This is a genomic window from Corynebacterium sp. HMSC076D02 (assembly GCF_001813815.1).
GTDB classification, from domain to species: domain Bacteria; phylum Actinomycetota; class Actinomycetes; order Mycobacteriales; family Mycobacteriaceae; genus Corynebacterium; species Corynebacterium simulans.
This window is the reverse complement of sequence record NZ_KV814068.1, coordinates 1-1,332: the sequence shown is the minus strand read 5'-3', so window position 1 is coordinate 1,332 and position 1,332 is coordinate 1. Positions and strand designations below refer to the sequence as shown.

At 56.4% G+C, this 1,332-nt stretch carries 1 protein-coding gene; it reads left to right on the top strand.

From position 1 onward, the window contains the following. Positions 1-471: 471 nt before the first annotated feature. A complete protein-coding gene (gene erm, locus HMPREF2935_RS09710; protein ID WP_049172293.1) occupies positions 472-1,326 on the top strand; it encodes a 23S ribosomal RNA methyltransferase Erm in 855 nt (284 codons plus the stop codon). Positions 1,327-1,332: the final 6 nt, after the last annotated feature.

Here is a 1,332-nt window from a genome sequence, read left to right as displayed (position 1 = left end):
TGGTGGCATCCTTTGAACGCGGCGAAATCGACGCGATCATCTGCTGGGACCTCGAACTACCCGCCCCACGTCGGTGGGTAGTCCGATCAGTCGGACAAAACTACTCCCGCACCACAGCGTAATAAGGGGTGCACCTTAAAAACATCCGGAGGTGGGGGTAACTCCCCCTCGTTGCCCAGAGACAAAATACGCCAGTGGCGTCTGTACGACGAGCCGAAGGTAGGACAAATTCCAATCCAGAGAGGTCTTGCACTGTTGCGGTGCGGTTGTCTTCTTTCTCACCGTATTGGACCCTGCGAAATTAATTGGATACGATAGGCCCATGTTGATTTCAGGTTCCGTTTTCATGCGGCCGCTCACCAGCCGCTAAGGCGGTTTTCTCCCTCCCGCAGGTTAGAAACCGCTCCGGTCCTTTAGCCGGGCGGCCATTTGCCATGCCCGGCTCCGTTTCAACTCCACGGAGCACACCTGATGTCTACATACGGATACGGCCGTCACGAACATGGCCAAAATTTTCTCACAGACCACAAGATCATCAACTCCATCGTCGATCTTGTAAAACAAACCTCCGGCCCCATCATTGAGATCGGGCCAGGAAGCGGTGCCCTCACTCACCCGATATCCCACTTGGGGAGGGCAATAACGGCAGTTGAGGTAGACGCAAAACTAGCTGCCAAACTCACAAAAAAGACCGCCTCGGCGTCGGTCGAAGTGGTCCATGATGATTTCCTCAACTTCCCGTTACCCGCCACTCCCTGCGTCATTGTGGGAAACATTCCCTTTCACCTCACCACTGCCATTCTTCGAAAGCTGTTGCATGCGCCGGCATGGACTGACGCTGTACTCCTCATGCAGTGGGAAGTCGCTCGCCGCCGGGCCGGGGTAGGTGCAAGCACGATGATGACAGCTCAGTGGTCCCCATGGTTCACGTTTCACCTTGGTTCCCGAGTACCAAGGTTTGCTTTCCGGCCACAGCCAAACGTTGACGGGGGGATCTTAGTGATCCGCCGGGTGGGTGACCCGAAGATCCCGATAGAGCAACGCAAAGCCTTTCAGGCGATGGTGCACACCGTTTTCACCGCCCGGGGACGCGGGATAGGGGAAATTCTCCGAAGGGCAGGGTTGTTTTCATCACGTTCAGAGACACAATCATGGTTGCGCTCGCGAGGAATCGACCCCGCAACCCTACCTCCCAGATTGCACACCAGCGACTGGATCGATCTCTTCCAGGTGACTGGTTCCTCTTCACCGCGCCATCGGCCCATTTCACAATCGGGAAGTAGTCAACGCCCTCCTCAACGGAAAAATCGAGGCCGGCGGCGGTAATCCCCC

Coding starts and splice junctions, on each gene's coding strand:
- erm (WP_049172293.1), top strand. CDS start 472: ATGTCTACATACGGATACGGCCGTCACGAACATGGCCAAAATTTTCTC.